The organism is Enterococcus sp. HMSC078F03, from assembly GCF_001811595.1.
Classification (GTDB): domain Bacteria; phylum Bacillota; class Bacilli; order Lactobacillales; family Enterococcaceae; genus Enterococcus; species Enterococcus faecalis.
Genome location: NZ_KV805562.1, coordinates 29886 through 30358, shown reverse-complemented (window position 1 = coordinate 30358; position 473 = coordinate 29886). Strand labels below are relative to the sequence as shown.

At 38.7% G+C, this 473-nt stretch carries 1 protein-coding gene; it reads right to left on the bottom strand.

The window, feature by feature from the left end; all coding sequences use genetic code 11:
* Positions 1-473 (bottom strand): isopeptide-forming domain-containing fimbrial protein (locus tag HMPREF2810_RS16065; protein WP_002417366.1); only part of this gene is annotated, 473 nt, incomplete at both ends.

Sequence of the window (473 nt, the reverse complement as noted above, 5' to 3'; positions counted from 1 at the left end):
ATTTAAATTCTTGGTCACGGTTGGTTAAATCTAAGTGATCTTGACCTTCTACGTCTTTAGTAATATTTGGATCTACTGGCGGCGGTGTTACAGTTGGTTTGTTGGAATGCAACACGTCCCCTTCATTGCCAAAGTTTAAGTCAGCTTGGTTGGGAATGCCGCCTTGTTGGATATAAGGCGCTAATTCTTCGTCCGTTGCGTCAGTTTTAATTTTAGTTGTAATAGTCATTGTGTATGTATGACCACTCAAATAGTCATAGCTGTCTGCTTGTTTGTTCATTTCAAAAGTTACTTTGTTATTTTCTTGTGTTACTGTGCCATTGGCTGTAACATCTTTACCATTTTCATCAGTAACTTTCACGTCTGTGATGTCTAACACTTTATTAATGTCATCTACCATGCTGGCTTGGGTCCAAGTGCTTGTTTCGTTACCAAAAGCTGTTTTGACATTCCATTTAAATTCTTGGTCACGG